Origin of the sequence: Agrobacterium sp. BT-220-3, assembly GCF_025910175.1 — a bacterium.
GTDB classification, from domain to species: domain Bacteria; phylum Pseudomonadota; class Alphaproteobacteria; order Rhizobiales; family Rhizobiaceae; genus Agrobacterium; species Agrobacterium oryzihabitans.
The window spans coordinates 163,585-179,754 of sequence record NZ_JAPAIX010000003.1 but is presented as its reverse complement, the minus strand read 5'-3'; the positions used below and the strand labels follow the sequence as shown (position 1 = coordinate 179,754).

Below are 16,170 nucleotides of genomic sequence, written 5' to 3'. Positions count from 1 at the left end.
GAAATGAGGAGTGTGCCCGTGTTTGACGATCTGTTTGGCCCTGAAGGGGCAAAGCGCGACGGCGCGGAAATCTTGCAAGCGCTGCGCGCCGCCGCGAGCGAACGCATCCTCATTCTCGACGGTGCCATGGGCACGCAGATCCAGGGTCTCGGTTTTGACGAAGACCATTTTCGTGGCGATCGTTTTATCGGCTGCGCCTGTCACCAGAAGGGCAATAACGACCTTCTGATCCTGACCCAGCCGGATGCTATCGAGGATATCCATTACCGCTACGCTATGGCGGGTGCGGATATTCTCGAAACCAACACGTTTTCGTCGACGCGTATCGCGCAGGCCGATTACGAGATGGAGAATGCCGTCTACGACCTCAACCGCGAGGGCGCGGCGATTGTTCGCCGTGCGGCCCAGCGCGCCGAGCGGGAAGATGGCCGCCGCCGTTTCGTGGCGGGCGCCATCGGCCCGACCAATCGCACGGCCTCCATTTCGCCTGACGTCAACAACCCCGGTTATCGCGCCGTCACCTTTGACGATCTGCGTATCGCTTATGGCGAGCAGATCGACGGCCTGATCGACGGCGGCGCCGATATCATCCTGATCGAGACGATCTTCGATACGCTGAACGCCAAGGCGGCGATCTTCGCCTGCGAGGAGCGTTTCGAGGCCAAGGGCATCCGCCTGCCGGTGATGATCTCGGGCACGATTACCGATCTTTCCGGCCGCACGCTTTCCGGCCAGACGCCTTCGGCGTTCTGGAACTCGGTGCGCCACGCCAATCCCTTCACCATCGGCCTGAACTGCGCGCTGGGTGCCGACGCCATGCGTCCGCATCTGCAGGAGCTTTCGGATGTAGCCGATACCTTCGTCTGCGCCTATCCGAATGCCGGCCTGCCGAATGAATTCGGCCAATATGACGAAACGCCGGAGATGATGGCGCGTCAGGTGCAGGGTTTTGTCCGCGATGGTCTCGTCAACATCGTCGGTGGCTGCTGCGGCTCCACGCCGGAGCATATCCGGGCGATTGCGGAGGCTGTCAAAGGCTACAAGCCGCGCGAAATTCCCGAGCACAAGCCCTTCATGTCGCTTTCGGGCCTCGAGCCTTTCGTGCTGACCAAGGACATTCCCTTCGTCAACGTGGGCGAACGTACCAACGTCACCGGCTCGGCCCGCTTCCGCAAGCTCATCACCGCCGGCGATTACACGGCGGCGCTGGCTGTTGCCCGCGATCAGGTGGAAAACGGCGCGCAGATTATCGACATCAACATGGATGAGGGCCTGATCGATTCGCAAAAGGCGATGGTCGAGTTCCTGAACCTCATCGCCGCCGAGCCGGATATTGCCCGCGTGCCTGTGATGATCGACTCATCCAAGTTCGAGATCATCGAAGCCGGTCTGAAATGCGTTCAGGGCAAGTCGATCGTCAATTCGATTTCGCTGAAGGAAGGCGAGGAGAAGTTTCTCCAGCAGGCGCGGCTCGTCCACAATTATGGTGCGGCGGTCGTGGTCATGGCCTTTGACGAGGTCGGGCAGGCGGACACCTATCAGCGCAAGGTGGAGATCTGCTCGCGCGCCTACAAGCTTTTGACCGAGAAGGCGGGCCTGTCGCCGGAAGACATCATCTTCGATCCGAACGTCTTTGCCGTTGCGACGGGTATCGAGGAGCACAATAATTACGGGGTGGACTTCATCGAAGCCACCAAGACCATCCGCGAAACCATGCCGCTGACGCATATTTCCGGCGGCGTTTCCAACCTGTCCTTCTCCTTCCGCGGCAATGAACCGGTGCGTGAGGCGATGCATGCCGTGTTCCTCTACCATGCCATTCAGGTCGGCATGGATATGGGCATCGTCAATGCCGGGCAGCTTGCCGTTTACGACAACATCGATGCCGAACTGCGCGAGGCCTGCGAAGACGTGGTGCTGAACCGCCGTGACGACGCGACGGAGCGGCTGCTTGAGGTGGCCGAGCGTTTCCGTGGAACGGGTGAAAAACAGGCGAAGGTGCAGGATCTCTCCTGGCGCGAGTTTCCCGTTGAAAAGCGGCTGGAGCATGCATTGGTCAACGGCATTACCGAATTCATCGACGCCGATACGGAAGAGGCGCGCCAGAAGGCCGCCCGTCCGCTGCACGTTATCGAAGGGCCGCTGATGGCGGGCATGAACGTGGTTGGCGACCTGTTCGGCTCGGGCAAGATGTTCCTGCCGCAGGTGGTGAAATCCGCCCGGGTGATGAAGCAGGCCGTTGCCGTGCTGCTGCCCTACATGGAAGAGGAAAAGCGCCTGAATGGCGGGTCCGAGCGGAGTGCTGCCGGCAAGGTGCTGATGGCGACCGTGAAGGGTGACGTGCACGATATCGGCAAGAACATCGTAGGCGTTGTTCTCGCCTGCAACAATTACGAGATTATCGATCTCGGCGTGATGGTGCCGACGACGAAAATCCTTGAAACGGCGATTGCTGAAAAGGTCGATGTTATCGGTCTTTCCGGTCTCATCACGCCTTCGCTTGACGAGATGGTGCATGTGGCGGCGGAAATGGAGCGGCAGGGTTTCAACATTCCGCTGCTGATCGGTGGCGCAACGACGAGCCGTGTGCATACGGCGGTGAAAATCCATCCGCGTTACGAGCAGGGGCAGGCGATCTATGTCACCGATGCCTCGCGCGCGGTGGGCGTCGTGTCAGCACTTCTCTCCGCCGAGCAGAAGCCCGCTTATATCGATGGTATTCGCAGCGAATATGCCAAGGTGGCGGAAGCCCATGCCCGCAACGAGCGCGAAAAGCAGCGCCTGCCGCTTTCCCGTGCCCGTGAGAATGCGCACAAGATCGACTGGTCGAGCTATAGCGTCGTCAAGCCGCAATTCTTCGGCACCAAGGTTTTCGAGACCTATGATCTTGAGGAGCTGTCCCGTTACATCGACTGGACGCCATTCTTCCAGACCTGGGAGCTGAAGGGCCGCTACCCGGCGATCCTCGAAGACGAGAAACAGGGCGAGGCCGCGCGGCAGCTTTACAGCGACGCGCAGGCGATGCTGAAGAAGATCATCGACGAAAAGTGGTTCCGGCCGCGTGCGGTGATCGGCTTCTGGCCTGCCAATGCGGTGGGCGATGATATCCGGCTGTTTACGGATGAGAGCCGCAAGGAAGAGCTTGCGACCTTCTTCACGCTTCGCCAACAGCTTTCCAAGCGCGATGGACGCCCGAATGTGGCGCTTTCCGATTTCGTGGCGCCGGTCGATAGCGGCGTTGCCGATTATGTCGGTGGCTTTGTCGTGACGGCGGGCATCGAGGAGGTGGCGATTGCCGAGCGCTTCGAGCGGGCCAATGACGACTACTCGTCCATTCTCGTGAAAGCGCTGGCCGACCGTTTCGCGGAAGCCTTTGCCGAGCGCATGCATGAGCGGGTGCGCAAGGAATTCTGGGGTTACGCGCCGGACGAGTCTCTTGCCGGCGAAGAGCTGATTGGCGAGGCCTATGCCGGTATCCGCCCTGCGCCGGGCTATCCCGCGCAGCCTGATCACACTGAGAAGAAAACCCTGTTCTCCCTGCTTGACGCCACCAATGCGGCGGGCGTGGAACTGACGGAGAGCTACGCCATGTGGCCGGGCTCCTCCGTCTCCGGCCTCTATATCGGCCATCCCGAGAGTTATTATTTCGGTGTCGCCAAGGTGGAGCGCGATCAGGTTCTCGATTATGCGCGGCGCAAGGACATGCCGGTGGAAGAGGTGGAGCGCTGGCTTGGGCCGGTGCTGAACTATGTGCCGACGAATGGCGCCGAGGAAATAGACAGCGCGGCGTGATGTTCCGGCCACCGTTGTTGCAATAAAAAAGCGCGGGTCTTGCCCGCGCTTTTTTTATTTCGTCGTTGGGCTTACGACCTCAACGCCGCCAGTTCCTCGATGCCGACATGGCTTTCGATCTCGCTGCCGCGCAGATAGAGATAGAGGCCGATGCAAAAGGCGAGGACGGCGATGAACACCAGATACCATGCTTGCGCCATCGGATTGACCGCGAGCGCCGTCGTCACCGCAATCGGCGTCAGCCCGCCGAAGATGGCGTAGGAGACATTGTAGGCGAAGGAGAGGCCCGAGAAGCGGACCGATGCCGGGAAGGCGCGCACCATGACATAGGGCACCGCACCCGCCATGCCGACCGACAGGCCCATGACGCCATAAAGCACGAACATGGTCTCGAGCGATTCGCCGGCATAGCTGTAGAAGGTGAAGGTGGCGATGCCGAAGAAGATGCTGGCGGCCATGAAGAAGATGCCGGAGCCGACACGATCGATCAATGCGCCGGCGATGATGACGCCGAAGATCAGGAACAGCGTGCCGAAGCTGGTGCCGGCCAGCGCCTGTGTCGGGGTATAACCGTAGAGCTTCTGCAGGAAGGTGGCCGTCATCAGCGTCGTGACGACGATGGCGGCCGAGAGAACCCAGGTCAGCAGGGCGGAAATGACCACGCCGCGCATATGGTGTTTAAGCACCAGCCCGAGCGGCAGCTTGTCTGTCAGCGATTTCGACTTCTTCATCTCCATGAAGATCGGTGTTTCTTCCAGCCACCGGCGCAGATAGACGGCGATCAGGCCGAAGATGCCGCCGAGCAGGAAGGGAATGCGCCATGCATAGGCCGCCACATCTTCTGCCGAGAAGAGGGAATTGATGGCGAAAGCGATCAGCGAGCCGAGCATGATGCCGAAGGAGAGGCCCGACGTCAGAAAACCGCAGGCGAGCCCGACGCGGCGAAAGGGCACGTGCTCTGCAACGAAGGTCCAGGCCCCCGGCACTTCGCCGCCGATGGCCGCGCCCTGGAGCATACGCAGGATGATGAGCAGGATGGGTGCCGCCACGCCGATCATGGCATAGGTCGGCATCAGCGCCATGCCGAGGGTCGATAGCGCCATCAGGAGGATGGAGAATGCGAAGACGCGTTTGCGGCCGTAACGGTCGCCATAATGCGCAAGAATGATGCCGCCGAGCGGCCGCACCAGATAACCGGCGGCGAAGATGCCGAAGGTCTGGATCATCACCAGCCAGTCAGGCATTTCCGGCGGGAAGAACAGATGGCCGATGACGGTGGCGAAAAACACGAAAATGATGAAATCGTAAAATTCCAGCGCGCCGCCGAGGGCCGAAAGGCCAAGAGTTCTGTAATCCTGGCTGTTCAGGGGCCGGGCTGCCGCCGGCGTAGTGGTGGGAGACATAAGCCTGCTTCTTTTTCTAATTCACATGTTGCTAATGGGAATGCGGCAAGCGCGGCGCGATTTCAAGCCTTATCGATGTTCAATCGCTGAGGTATTTCGACGGACGATCGAGGAAGCGGCGAAGGAAGGTGATGTTCTCCAGCTCGTCATAGAGGCGCTCGGTGACGCCATCCTCGTCGAAATAATAAATCGTCGCCTCGGGAATGGCCAGGAGGACCGGTGAGTGGGTGGCGATGATCAGTTGACCGCCACTATCAGCCGTGTGACGGACGATTGCCGCGAGCTCCAGCTGCTTTTGCGGCGAAAGCGGGCTTTCGGGTTCGTCGAGAAAATAGAGGCCTGCGCCATGCAGCCGCTGCTGCATGATGTCGAGAAATCCCTCGCCATGCGAACGCCGGTCTATGACGTTGTTTCTGACGATATGCCTGAAAGTGTCCGGCGTTTCCTCCGGAAAATCCTCGCCTCTTTTTAGGGCTTTTTCCCGCTCCCAGCGAAAGTCGTCCAAGGTCTCTTCATTCTGCTTGCGGATGTAGCCAAGCACATCTTCCGCACGCATGAACATGCGGATTTTCGGATATTTCTTGCGGGCAAAATAGAATGCCTTCGCCACCGTTTCCGCGTGCTGGAGGTAGAGGTCGCCGGCAACCTGGCCATGATTGCCGATGGCATAGGCCGTCATTCCCGCTGCCAGCCCTTCCAGCAGCGTCGATTTGCCGGAGCCGTTATTGCCGGCAAAAAAGGTGATCGGTGTTTTGAATTCGAGGCGTTCCAGCTTGCGCAGCGCCGGAACGGAAAAGGGATATTCGTCCCTTCGGTCCGGCGCTTCCTTCATGGTGACGCTGTCGAGAAACAGCATGTCGCGTTCCTTGCTTCGTCGTTGATTTGAGACGAGGGTTTCGAGCAAAAACCGCTTACGCTTTTCCAATCCCGGTGTGAAGAGTGGCACCTTGGCGGAGCGGCCATGTTTGAGCCTGGTGCGGCTGCCTGTGTTTGGAGTGCGACGCGGCGCTGTATCAATGCACAATGAAAGTCGCCATTCTTATGTATAAATCATGAATATTAATTTTGAATATTATAATATAATTATTCTTCTGTATTTTTCGTGTCGATTTTTATTTTTGTAAGATTCGTTTATTACTTAAAGTATTTACAAATATATTTTCGATATAAACTTTGTATTAATATAGACATGGCAATTGTTATTCATTATCGTTATTGTTGCGAGTTGTGGATGAATTACATTGCATTGTTTTTTGCCGTTGCTCTATTTTCTTCGATGGCATCCACGCATGCGCAGGCTCGAAAAGCCAGACTATTTGCCATTCCCGGATTTGGTAGCGGTGAAACGATCGATCTCGTCTATGATCTACCGGACACTCCGATGTTCCTTCGAGATGGAAAAGCGTTTGATCTCGGCTATCTGAACAGCAGCAATGGCAACTCTTATGTTCTTTATAACGGTGACCGCTACACGAAGCTCAGCGACGCGGACATTGCGAAGCTGAAGGCGACGCTGGGTTTCGACCCAACGACCAAACACCGCATGGAACGGGTGGAACGTGATGCCGAAAATACTCGCTGGGGCTTCGTGATTTTGATATTGGTGTGGATTGGCGGTCTTTTTGCGCTTCTCCGTCTGGCCCTGCTTATCTACCGATGGGTTGTGCGATCATTGACGAGCCCCGCGATTACTGGAAATGGCTCAACGGAGGCGGTTGATACGCCGCTTGAGATCCGCAAGAAGCAACTGGTCAATCGTCACTGGAGCGATACCCAGACCAATCACGATGGGCGCACCTTGGCGGCTTCCGCATCTTCTCACGCAGGCACTGTGGTCAAGACTTTCGGACGCAGGAGCGGGTGACCTGCGCCGAGACTCCGGAATCCGAAATCGCCGCGAAGATCTGACGGTTACTCGAACCGATCAATAATGCTGATGCCACTTTCCTGGAAGCTGTTCATGGCGGGCAGGGCGGTGGCGGCTTCTGTCAGGGAGATGTGGCGGCCGATCAGTTTTTCGGGCGCAAGCTTGCCGCTTTCGATCATCGCCAGCATGTCTTCGTAGCGCCATGCCTGCATGCCGTGGCTGCCGTAAATCTCCAGTTCGTGGGCAATCACCCTAGCCATGGGGATGGCGGGCATGGCGTGATCGGCCAGCATCAGCCCCACCTGCACATGGCGCCCACGCCGGCGCAGATTGCTGATGGAATTGCAGCAGGTCTGCGGGTGACCAAGCGCATCAATCGACACGTGCGCGCCGCCGCCCGTCACCTCACGCACCGCCTCGGAAACATCGGCAACGGAGCGGCTGTTGATGGTGGCGGTCGCGCCGAGTTGGCGTGCAAGTTCGAGCTTGTCTTCGGCAATGTCGATGGCGACGACCTGCGCGCCAAGGCCAGCACCGATCATGATGGCGGAGAGGCCGACGCCGCCACAGCCGTGCACCGCCAGCCATTCGCCGCCCTTCAGGCGGCCCTGAGCGGTGACGGCGCGGAAGGAGGTGGCGAAACGGCAGCCGAGACCGGCGGCGGTGGCATAGCTCATCGTATCAGGCAGATGCACGAGATTCTGATCGGCATAATCGATCGCGACATATTCGGCGAAGGAGCCCCAATGGGTGAAGCCGGGCTGGAACTGCGTTTCGCAGACCTGCTGGTTGCCGGAGCGGCATTCATGGCAATGGCCGCAGCCGGAAACGAAGGGCACGGTAACGCGGTCGCCGGTCTTGAAGCGGGTGACGTTTTTGCCGACTGCGGCGATGACGCCGGCAAATTCGTGGCCGGGGACATGCGGAAGGCGGATATCCGTGTCATGCCCCATCCAGCCGTGCCAGTCGCTCCGGCAGAGGCCGGTTGCCTTTACTTCGATGACCACGCCGCCATCGGTCGGTTCCGGATCGGGCAGGGATGCGACAATTGGGGTCTCGCCGAACAGTTCGTAAAAAAGCGCACGCATCATGGCCTCACATAGTTGGTATGCAGGTTCGAAGTCATACCTGCTCTACCATGTCCCGCAAATGGGCGGAGCGGTTTTGCGTCTGGAAAAGCGCTTTAGTCCTTGATCACCATAAGATCGCCCGCTGCGAATTTGAGCGTCACCTGTTCGCCAAGGGCGGGTGGTGCTGTGCCGGGATCATTGAACATGTCGAAAGACAGGGTCGAACCACCGAGATCAAGACGGGTGCGGATGACGGAGCCGAGGAACTGGCTTGAGGTGACGACGCCCGAAATAGCGACATCGCCCTTCGCATCGGCTCCGAGCGCGCCTGCTTCCGGGCGAAGCGCGAGGGTGATTTTTTCACCGTTTGCCGCATCGACAGGTTTGTGGAGGGTGATCTGCTGCTCTCCGACACGGATGGCGTTGGTCGAGGAATCGATGACTGTGGCGTCGATCAGGTTCAGCGTGCCGACGAAGGAAGCGACAAAGCGGGTTGCGGGTTTGTTGTAGATTTCAAAGGGCGAACCGATCTGGTCGGCGCGGCCGGAATTCATGACGACGATGCGGTCGGAGATCGACAGGGCCTCTTCCTGATCGTGGGTCACGAAAATGGTGGTGATGCCGAGCTTCTGCTGAATCTGGCGGATTTCCTCGCGCAGCGACACGCGGATCTTGGCGTCGAGCGCGGAGAGGGGCTCGTCAAGCAGAAGCACTTCCGGCTTCGGGGCAAGCGCGCGGGCAAGCGCCACGCGCTGCTGCTGGCCGCCCGACATCTGATAGGGGTAGCGGTCCGCGAGATGCTCCAGATGGATAAGCTGGAGCATTTCCTTCACGCGCGCATCGATCTCGGCTTTCGGCTTGCCGGCGACTTTGAGCCCGAAGGCGACGTTCTCGTAGACATTCATGTTGGGGAACAGCGCATAGGCCTGAAAGACCATGCCGATATTGCGCTGGTTTGGTCTGAGCGTCGTCTGGTCCTTGCCATTGATGACGATTGATCCGCCGGTCGGGATTTCAAAACCGGCGATCATGCGCAGCACGGTGGTCTTACCGCAACCCGACGGCCCGAGAAAGGAGACGAACTCGCCCTTTTCGATGGCCATGTCGAAATCATGCACGACCTGCACGGAACCGAAGGATTTCTTGATGTTGCTAAGTGTCAAAAAGCTCATGAAAATCTTGTCCTCAGGCCTTGGGAGGCGCGCCCTTCTGGTAGCGTGAAACGAGTTGGATCAGACCGAGGCAACCCCAGGTGATGCCGAAGGAAATCACGGCAAGTGCGGCCGGTTCATAGGCGCGGTTGGCGCCGAGCAGCTGCATGTAGGGGCCGAAGGCCGGGCGGTTCAAAAGGGCTGCCATGGTGAATTCACCGATGACGATGGCGAAGGTCAAAAATGCGCCTGACAGCACGGCGACCAGAACATTCGGCAGGATGATGCGCGACAGGATGGTGGTCCAGCCCGCGCCGAGGCTCTGCGCCGCTTCCGTCAGCGTCGCTACGTCGATGGTTCGGAGACCGGTATCGACGGCGCGGTACATGTAGGGCAAGGCGAGCGTGGCATAACCGAACATCAGAAGCAGGTTGGTGCCGAAGGTCGTGCCGGTCAGCGGCAGCCAGCTGGAGGTGTTGTAAAGCCTGATGTAACCGAAGACGATGACGATGGCCGGGATGACCAGCGGCAGGAGCGTGATGAATTCGATATAGGGGCGCAGGTGCGGCAGTTTCAGGCGTACCCAATAGGCGGTGGGCACGACCAGCAGAACCCCGAAAACGATGGTGAACAGCGCCATCACCACCGAATAGCTGAAGGTTTCCTGAAAACGCGGGTCGGTGAGCACCTTGCCATAGGCGTCGAAGGAATATTCTCCGCGCCGCATCTTCAGCGAGAAGTTGGTCATGCCGATCAGCGGCAGAGCGAAATAAAGAAGGCCGAAGACCAGCGCGCCCCAGGCGAAGAAACGCTTCATTTCAGCCACCTTTCGCTGCGGGCTCGCAGCCAGATATAAAGCGCATTGGCAATGCCGGTGACGACGATCATGCCGAAGGCAAGCGCGTAACCGAGATGCGGATTGCCGAGAACGTCACCACGGATCTGCGCGAAGAGCAGGATAGGCACGATGTTGAGCGAGGAGCCGGTGAGCGCGATTGCGGTGGCCACCGCGCCGAAGGCATTGGCAAACAGCAGCGACATGGTGCCGAGCAGCGACGGCAGCAGGATGGGGAAGGCCACCATGCGCCAATATTGCAGGCCGGTGGCGCCAAGGATTTCCGCAGCCTCGCGCCATTCGCGCTTCAGCCCGTCCAGCGCCGGCGTGATGATGAGGATCATCAGCGGTATCTGGAAGAACAGATAGGTGACGGTCAGGCCCCAGAAGGACAGGATGTTGAAGCCGAGGAGCCTCAGATCGATGCCGATCTGCGTCTTCAGAAACACGGTGAGCAGGCCGACCGGGCCGAGCGTCGCGATAAAGGCGAAGGCGAGCGGCACGCCGGCGAATTGCGAGGCGACGCCCGAAAAGGTCAGAAGCGGTCCGCGAATGCGCTGCGGCAATCCGCCCAGCACCACGGCGGCGGCGACGGCAAAGCCGATCAGGCAGCCGAGAGCCGCCGAGGCGAGGCTGATCTTGATCGAAATCCAGTAGGCCGCGAGAATGGAAGAGGTGAAAAGTCCGGCAATGTTTTCCAGCGTGAAGCTGCCATCGGTACGCTGAAATGCGCCGATGACGATCTTCATCGTCGGCATGATCAGAAACAGCAGAACAAAAACGGCAAAAGGCAGGACGCCTATCCAGTGAAGCGGCAACTTCCTGCCCGCATCGGATGGTCCGCCGGTGTTGGTTGATGGCATGCCTTGTCCCCAAACGCCGTTTTTAAAACGGTCTGTCTATTAAGGTCTTTTCTCGAGCTCGTCCGGTCAAAACGGAAATGTCGGACGCGCTCTCGATTTTTGTCTTGCGCATTTTCCGGACGTAAAACCGCTACGCACTTTTACTGGAAATGCTTTTAAAGAAAGCACCCCGGCTTTTGACCGGCCGGGGTGCGTTTTCAACAGTTTACTTCACGTTTGCGCCGACGACGCTGTCCCAGCCGCCGGTAACGGCAGCCTTGTTGGCATCAACTTCCTCGAGCGTCGGGAAGATTGCCTTTTCATAGGCTGCTGCCGGCGGCAGGCTGTCGATCAGTTCCTGCGGAACCTTGCCGGCCTTGACCATGGCGTTGAAGCGGATCGGGTGGCAATAGCCCTTCAGCCAGCCAAGCTGACCGTCGTCGGAGTAGAGGTGTTCCATCCAGAGCTTGGCAGCGTTCGGATGCGGGGCGTAAGCGGAGATGCCCTGAACATAAACGCCGGCCAGAACGCCCTTTTCAGGAACGACAACTTCTGTCGGCGGGTTGTCGTTCAGCGTCTTCTTCCAGGACAGCGCGTTATAGTCCCAGGCAACGATGATCGGGGTCGCGCCCTGCGCCAGCGTGCCGGCTTTGCCGATAACAGGCAGGAAGTTGCCAGCCTTGTTGAGATCGGCAAAATATTTCAGGCCAGCTTCACCGGCTTCCTTGCCGGACTTCGCGCCCGTGGCAAGACCGGCGGCGAGAACGCCGAGGATAGCCTGGTTGGAAGCGCGCGGGTCACCGGCGAGCGCTACCTGACCGGAATATTCCGGCTTCAGCAGGTCGGCCCAGTCCTTCGGTGTGTTCTTGACGAGGTCCTTGTTCACGAACATCGACATGACGCCGTAATAGTCGCCGTACCAGTAACCGTCGGCATCCTTGACGTTGTCAGGAATTTCGGACCAGGTGGAGACCTTGTAGGGCTGCAGCAGGCCTTCGGCCTTCATCTGCGGGCCGAAGGCAAGACCGACGTCGATCACGTCAGGAGCCTGCGGGCCCTTGTTGTCCTTGTTGGCCTTCACCGCTTCCACTTCGTCGGCGGAGCCGGCGTCGGGGTTCAGCTCATTGACGGTGATTTCCGGATACTTCGCCTTGAAGGAGGCGATCACGTCACCGTAACCGCACCAGTCGTGCGGCAGCGCGATGGTCGTCAGCATGCCTTCCTTCTTGGCGGCAGCGATCAGTTCGGCGCTCGGCTCAGCAGCAGCGATCGCGGTGGAGGCGATGACCAGTGCGGTGGTGGTAGCAAGCAGTCGGCGGCAGTGAGAGATCACTTTTTTCTCCTCTTCGTGTTCTCATATTGCGGACGCTGATACGGATTGTAGATGAAGCTAATGTGACGGTTGGATTGCAATTTATTTATCCGGATTCCGTCACTTTACGCCCATTTTCCGCCATCGTCAGGCTTTATGCCTGCAATTGCGGGAGAATCCCCTCATCATCCATTGGTCAGATATGTTCCCCAGCTTGGTCATTTATCCTGTTTTATCGTGCTGGTAGCGATTACAGGTATCCAATCAGCGAGTGGCATCCGCGTCAAGCAAGATGCCGGCTATATAGTTTTCAAGTCCGGTCAGGTCTGCGAAACAGGCGTGTCTGCTCAAACAGACCCTCCAGCGCATTCATACGCTCCTTCGTTTCATCCCACGTGCCGCTCTGCACCGCTTCGATCAGCGCTTCGACGACAAACAAGGTGACAACAGAGGAATCCCATGCCGAGGGCGCTTCGATCTTCACACGGAATGTGTGGAGCGCGTGACGCGCGACGGGCGACGTCCATTGATCGGTGAAGAGGATGATCTGCACGCCGTTTGCTTTCGCCACTTCGGCGAGCGTCGTCATGTCGTGTTCGTAGCGGCGGATGTCGAAGATGACCAGCACGTCGCCAGCGCTCATATTCAGCATATATTGCGGCCAGGCGCTGGAATTCGACGACATCAACGTCGTTTTCGGGCGGATCACCTGCATATGGGTGAAGAAATATTCGGCGAGCGCGCCGGTGATGCGCCCGCCGACGAAATAGATGCTGCGCTTGCGGTCAGAAAGCAGTGCCGCGGCATTGTCGAAGACGGCGGTGTCGAGATCACCAAGCGTATCGCGCAGATTGCCGGTGATGGCGTCGGCGAAGCGGTTGAGAATGTGGAGGCCGGGGGCATTGGTGGCCCAGCGGTCATGTTTCGCAATCGGGCCCGATATCGTTGCTTCCAGTTCCTGGTGCAGATGCGCCTGAAACTCCGGGTAACCCTTGTAGCCGAGCTTCTGCACCATGCGCGCCACTGTCGGCGTCGAGACGCCGGCATTTTCCGCGATGGTGGTAATGCTGCCAAGGCCGGAGACGGGGTAGTTGCCGAGCAGGCTCTCCGCCAGCCGTTTTTCCGAACGGGTCAGCGCGTCGTAATGGGCATGGATGACATCCGACACGGTCGCCGTCGTGCTGCGCAAATCTTTCCCCTTCCGGTCTTTCTGCCGGTGTAACCGCTAAAATAAACATCTGCGCCAGCTATCGAGTCAATGGCAAAATGAAGAGAAAATTTCAAAATTCCATTTGACACTCGCAATAATGTGAAGAATTCTTTTCGTCATTGGCGGGACGGCGGGTTGCCGGGTGGGGTTCGTGCATGACGGTGCGTTCACGGTTTTTCACAGAAGCGGAAGGGCAGGCGGTTGACGTCGAGAACGCCGCAGCGAAGGGCGACGTCCTTCTTGTCTGCGAACACGCTTCCGCCACCATCCCGGAAAAGTTCGGCACGCTCGGTCTTTCGCAAGAGGTTCTTTCCAGCCATGCGGCATGGGATCCGGGGGCGCTGGCCGTTGCGAGGCTGCTTTCGCAGAGCCTCGACGCGACGCTTATCCATCAGCGGTTTTCGCGGCTTGTCTATGATTGCAACCGTCCGCCCGAATCACCTTCCGCCATGCCGGTGAAAAGCGAAATCTATGACATTCCCGGTAATTTCGATCTGAGCGAAGCGGAGCGTTTCGCCCGTACCTCCGCGCTTTACGTGCCGTTTCACGACCGTGTGAGCGAGATCATCGCCGAACGGCAGGCGACCGGTCGCCGAGTGGTGGTGGTGACCATTCATAGTTTTACGCCGGTCTATCACGGTAAATTCCGCGAGGTGCAAATCGGCATCCTGCACGATACCGACAGCCGTCTGGCCGATGCGATGCTTTCGGATGCTGAAGGCTCCGCGCTCACGGTCCGGCGCAATGATCCCTATGGTCCGGAAGACGGGGTGACGCATACGCTGCGGTTGCACGCGCTGCCGGACGGACTTTTGAATGTGATGATCGAGATCCGCAACGATCTGGTCGCCAATGAGCAGGACCAGTCGGCCATTGCCGGCTTCCTAAACGAACTTATGGGGAAGGCGCTCTCATCAATCGATGAGTGAGGGAGCAAGGGCCGGCCGACGGTGAAAACACCGCGGCCGGCCGTCAAAACGAGACTGCCGCCATCGAATAAAAGCCGGCCATGAAGCCGAAAAGACATGCAGCGGCAAGGGAACAGCAAGTGCGTGCGGCACAGGGCGGGAAACCTCGCGAAGGTGCTGAAAACTGGGGCACAATCGGCCAATAATGGCTGACTGGCTTGTTTTTTTCTTATTCAGGAGAGAAGGGCATGGACAGTTCATCATCAGGCGTCAGCTACAAGAAGGCTGATGCATCCTATTTCGAAAAACGCGGACTTTCCCGTTATGCGGGCGTGTGGTCGCTCTGGTCGCTGGGCGTCGGCGCGGTTATTTCCGGGCATTTTTCCGGATGGAATTTCGGCTTTTCCACTGGCGGCTGGGGCGGCATGCTGGTGGCGGGCATCATCATCGCCATCATGTATCTCGGGCTGACATTTTCGATCGCGGAAATGAGCCCGGCATTGCCGCATACCGGTGCGGCCTATTCCTTCGCCCGCACGGCCATGGGCCCCTGGGGCGGCTTCATTACCGGGCTTTGCGAGAATGTCGAATATGTGCTGACGCCGGCGGTCGTCGTCACCTTCATCACGGCGTATGTGAACTCCATTCTCGGGCTCGATCCGGCCTATTCACCTTTCGTGTGGATAGTCTTTTATGCAATTTTCCTTGCGCTCAACGTCTTCGGGCTTGAGCTTTCCTTCAAGGTCACGCTGGTCATCACGCTGATTTCGCTCACGGTTCTGGTGTTCTTCTGGATCAGCGCCATTCCCAATATCGATTTTTCGCGTTTTGCGCTCAATATCGGTGTCGGCCCTGACGGCAAGGCGGTGGAGCTGCCGGAAGGCGGCGGTTCCTTCTTCCCCTTCGGTTTTTCGGGCGTTCTCGCCACGCTGCCCTTTGCGGTCTGGCTGTTCCTTGCCATCGAGCAGCTGCCGCTGGCGGCGGAAGAATCGGTCGATCCGAAACGTGACATGCCGAAGGGCATCATTCTCGGCATGGTGACGCTGATGGTCTCGGCCTTCATGATCGTATTGCTCAACCCGTCCCTGCCGGGCGTCGGCGCCTTCCATCTCAGCTCCTCGCTCGAGCCGCTGCTTGATGGCTTCAAGGCGATCTATGGCGATGGCGGCGTGGTGGTGCTGGGTCTCGTTGCCTTGACCGGCCTGATCGCCAGCTTCCATACGATCCTCTATGCACAGGGCCGGCAGATCTATTCGCTGTCGCGTGCCGGTTACTTCCCGACCGTGCTGTCGATCACCCATTCCAAATACCGCACGCCATACGTTGCCAATATCACCGGCGCGATTGTCGGTCTCGCGGTCATGCTCGTTATCTGGTTCTCGCTGGGTGCGGAAGAGGGCGGCAGCATCATCGGCAGCGTGCTTTTGAACATGGCCGTGTTCGGCGCCATGTTCTCCTACATCATGCAGGCGATTTCCTTCATTCTGCTCAGGAAAAACCTGCCGCATATCGAGCGGCCGTTCCGCTCGCCCTTCGGCATTCCGGGCGCGGTGCTGACGGTCATCATCGCCATCGTCACGCTGCTTTACCAGATCCAGGATCCGAACTTCACCAAGGGCGTGCTCTGGGTCGCCGTATGGTTCGCCGTGGCGATCGCCTATTTCGCCTTTGTCGGACGCCATCGCCTCATCCTGTCGCCGGAAGAGGAGTTCGCGCTGGAGCACAAGCAGGCTGCGGTTGCCGCAGCGGCTGCAAAGGCCTGATGCTCAAACGAAACGGG

12 protein-coding genes are annotated in these 16,170 nt (G+C 58.8%); 4 read left to right on the top strand and 8 right to left on the bottom strand.

Annotated features, from left to right (window positions below):
- Positions 1-18 precede the first annotated feature (18 nt).
- Positions 19-3,792 carry a methionine synthase gene (gene metH, locus OK142_RS11230; protein WP_498682783.1) on the top strand — a complete coding sequence of 1,258 codons (3,774 nt, stop codon included), beginning with the start codon at positions 19-21 and terminating at the stop codon, positions 3,790-3,792.
- A 71-nt stretch (positions 3,793-3,863) separates the two neighbouring features.
- Here the strand turns inward: metH and OK142_RS11225 are convergent, their stop codons facing one another.
- The gene (locus tag OK142_RS11225) at positions 3,864-5,195 is read right to left on the bottom strand and encodes an MFS transporter (protein ID WP_498682781.1); all 1,332 of its coding nucleotides are present in this window, start codon (positions 5,193-5,195) and stop codon (positions 3,864-3,866) included.
- A gap of 79 nt (positions 5,196-5,274) precedes the next feature.
- A complete protein-coding gene (locus OK142_RS11220) occupies positions 5,275-6,051 on the bottom strand; it encodes an AAA family ATPase (protein ID WP_313617295.1) in 777 nt (258 codons plus the stop codon).
- Between the two features lie 333 nt (positions 6,052-6,384).
- Between OK142_RS11220 and OK142_RS11215 the strand changes: the two genes are divergently transcribed.
- The gene (locus tag OK142_RS11215; protein ID WP_498682779.1) at positions 6,385-7,059 is read left to right on the top strand and encodes a hypothetical protein; all 675 of its coding nucleotides are present in this window, start codon (positions 6,385-6,387) and stop codon (positions 7,057-7,059) included.
- Positions 7,060-7,106: 47 nt separating this feature from the next.
- Here OK142_RS11215 and OK142_RS11210 read toward each other — a convergent pair whose 3' ends face one another.
- The 6 genes from OK142_RS11210 to OK142_RS11185 all read right to left on the bottom strand — a co-directional run bounded on the left by OK142_RS11210 (position 7,107) and on the right by OK142_RS11185 (position 13,461).
- Positions 7,107-8,150, bottom strand: coding sequence for a zinc-dependent alcohol dehydrogenase family protein (locus OK142_RS11210; RefSeq protein WP_498683218.1), 1,044 nt, complete (start codon positions 8,148-8,150; stop codon positions 7,107-7,109).
- 95 nt (positions 8,151-8,245) lie between these two features.
- Positions 8,246-9,304 carry an ABC transporter ATP-binding protein gene (locus OK142_RS11205; protein ID WP_082182675.1) on the bottom strand — a complete coding sequence of 353 codons (1,059 nt, stop codon included), beginning with the start codon at positions 9,302-9,304 and terminating at the stop codon, positions 8,246-8,248.
- 13 nt (positions 9,305-9,317) lie between these two features.
- Positions 9,318-10,100, bottom strand: a complete 783-nt coding sequence (locus OK142_RS11200; RefSeq protein ID WP_003494794.1) for an ABC transporter permease — start codon at positions 10,098-10,100, stop codon at positions 9,318-9,320.
- Positions 10,097-10,981: an ABC transporter permease gene (locus tag OK142_RS11195; protein ID WP_313613863.1), complete on the bottom strand. Its 885-nt coding sequence runs from the start codon at positions 10,979-10,981 to the stop codon at positions 10,097-10,099. Before OK142_RS11195 ends, OK142_RS11200 begins: the two co-directional genes overlap by 4 nt.
- 205 nt (positions 10,982-11,186) lie before the next feature.
- Complete coding sequence (locus OK142_RS11190; RefSeq protein WP_082182674.1) at positions 11,187-12,293, bottom strand: ABC transporter substrate-binding protein; 1,107 nt, start codon at positions 12,291-12,293, stop codon at positions 11,187-11,189.
- Positions 12,294-12,582: 289 nt separating this feature from the next.
- Positions 12,583-13,461, bottom strand: coding sequence for a MurR/RpiR family transcriptional regulator (locus OK142_RS11185; RefSeq protein WP_082182673.1), 879 nt, complete (start codon positions 13,459-13,461; stop codon positions 12,583-12,585).
- Positions 13,462-13,637: 176 nt separating this feature from the next.
- Here OK142_RS11185 and OK142_RS11180 point away from each other — a divergent pair, with 176 nt between their 5' ends.
- Both OK142_RS11180 and OK142_RS11175 read left to right on the top strand, forming a co-directional pair.
- Positions 13,638-14,411 (top strand): N-formylglutamate amidohydrolase, encoded by a 774-nt coding sequence (locus tag OK142_RS11180; protein ID WP_498682773.1) that lies wholly within the window; start codon positions 13,638-13,640, stop codon positions 14,409-14,411.
- Positions 14,412-14,638: 227 nt separating this feature from the next.
- Positions 14,639-16,153 (top strand): amino acid permease, encoded by a 1,515-nt coding sequence (locus tag OK142_RS11175; protein ID WP_035220370.1) that lies wholly within the window; start codon positions 14,639-14,641, stop codon positions 16,151-16,153.
- The last annotated feature ends 17 nt before the right edge of the window (positions 16,154-16,170 follow it).